This window comes from Paracoccus haeundaensis, assembly GCF_006239215.1.
Classification (GTDB): Bacteria; Pseudomonadota; Alphaproteobacteria; order Rhodobacterales; family Rhodobacteraceae; genus Paracoccus; species Paracoccus marcusii.
Genome location: NZ_VDDC01000116.1, coordinates 1 through 678, shown reverse-complemented (window position 1 = coordinate 678; position 678 = coordinate 1). Strand labels below are relative to the sequence as shown.

The following is a 678-nucleotide window of genomic DNA, read 5'->3' as shown; positions in this document are numbered from 1 at the left end:
GGTTGCTCATCGATCAGGTCTCCTTGAGGAGCCTGAATCATGCCGAACGCGCAGGATCAATGGGTCCTGACCCTAGACAAGCAGACAGTCCCGCTTATGGAAGAGCGACTGACGGTCACGAAGCGGAAGAGGGTGACAGACAAGGTCAGGGTCTCGACAGTCACCGAGACGGTGGACATCCTTTTTCCTGTCGATTTTTCCGACGTCGAAATAGATGTGGTCCGGGTCCCAATCGAGCGGGACATCGACGTCGTCCCGGATATCGTGACTGAAGGGGACCTGACGGTCATTCCCGTGGTCGAAGAGCGCATCGTCATCACGCGGCAGCTTGTCTTGCGGGAGGAAATCCATGTTCGCCGCACCGAACGTCGGGAAACCTCCGACATTCCGGTCACTATCCGGCGCCAGCGCGCCGTGATCGATCATCTCGGCCCTCAGACTGAGGGTCAAATCATCAGCGAAGAGGAAACTCACGATGACCTATGACAATGAAGCCGGTACTTCCCACGGAAGCATGTCCATCTCCGCCATGTTCGATACGAACGCCGATGCCCAGAATGCCGTATCGCGGCTCGAGACGCTCGGGATATCGCGCACGCAAATCCGAACAGTCGAGGGTGCTGCCCAATCCACGGAGCAGCGGGCCTCGACGACCGACGATAAGGGATTCTGGGATAG

Annotated in this window: 2 protein-coding genes; both read left to right on the top strand. The window is 58.0% G+C overall.

All coding sequences use genetic code 11. The features are described from left to right. The first annotated feature begins 39 nt into the window (after positions 1-39). Positions 40-486, top strand: coding sequence for a YsnF/AvaK domain-containing protein (locus tag FHD67_RS20245; RefSeq protein WP_139599866.1), 447 nt, complete (start codon positions 40-42; stop codon positions 484-486). Beyond that, the coding region (locus tag FHD67_RS20240; RefSeq protein ID WP_218062376.1) for a hypothetical protein at positions 476-678 on the top strand (203 nt) is incomplete at its 3' end. The genes FHD67_RS20245 and FHD67_RS20240, both read left to right, overlap by 11 nt.

Coding starts and splice junctions, on each gene's coding strand:
- FHD67_RS20245 (WP_139599866.1), top strand. CDS start 40: ATGCCGAACGCGCAGGATCAATGGGTCCTGACCCTAGACAAGCAGACA.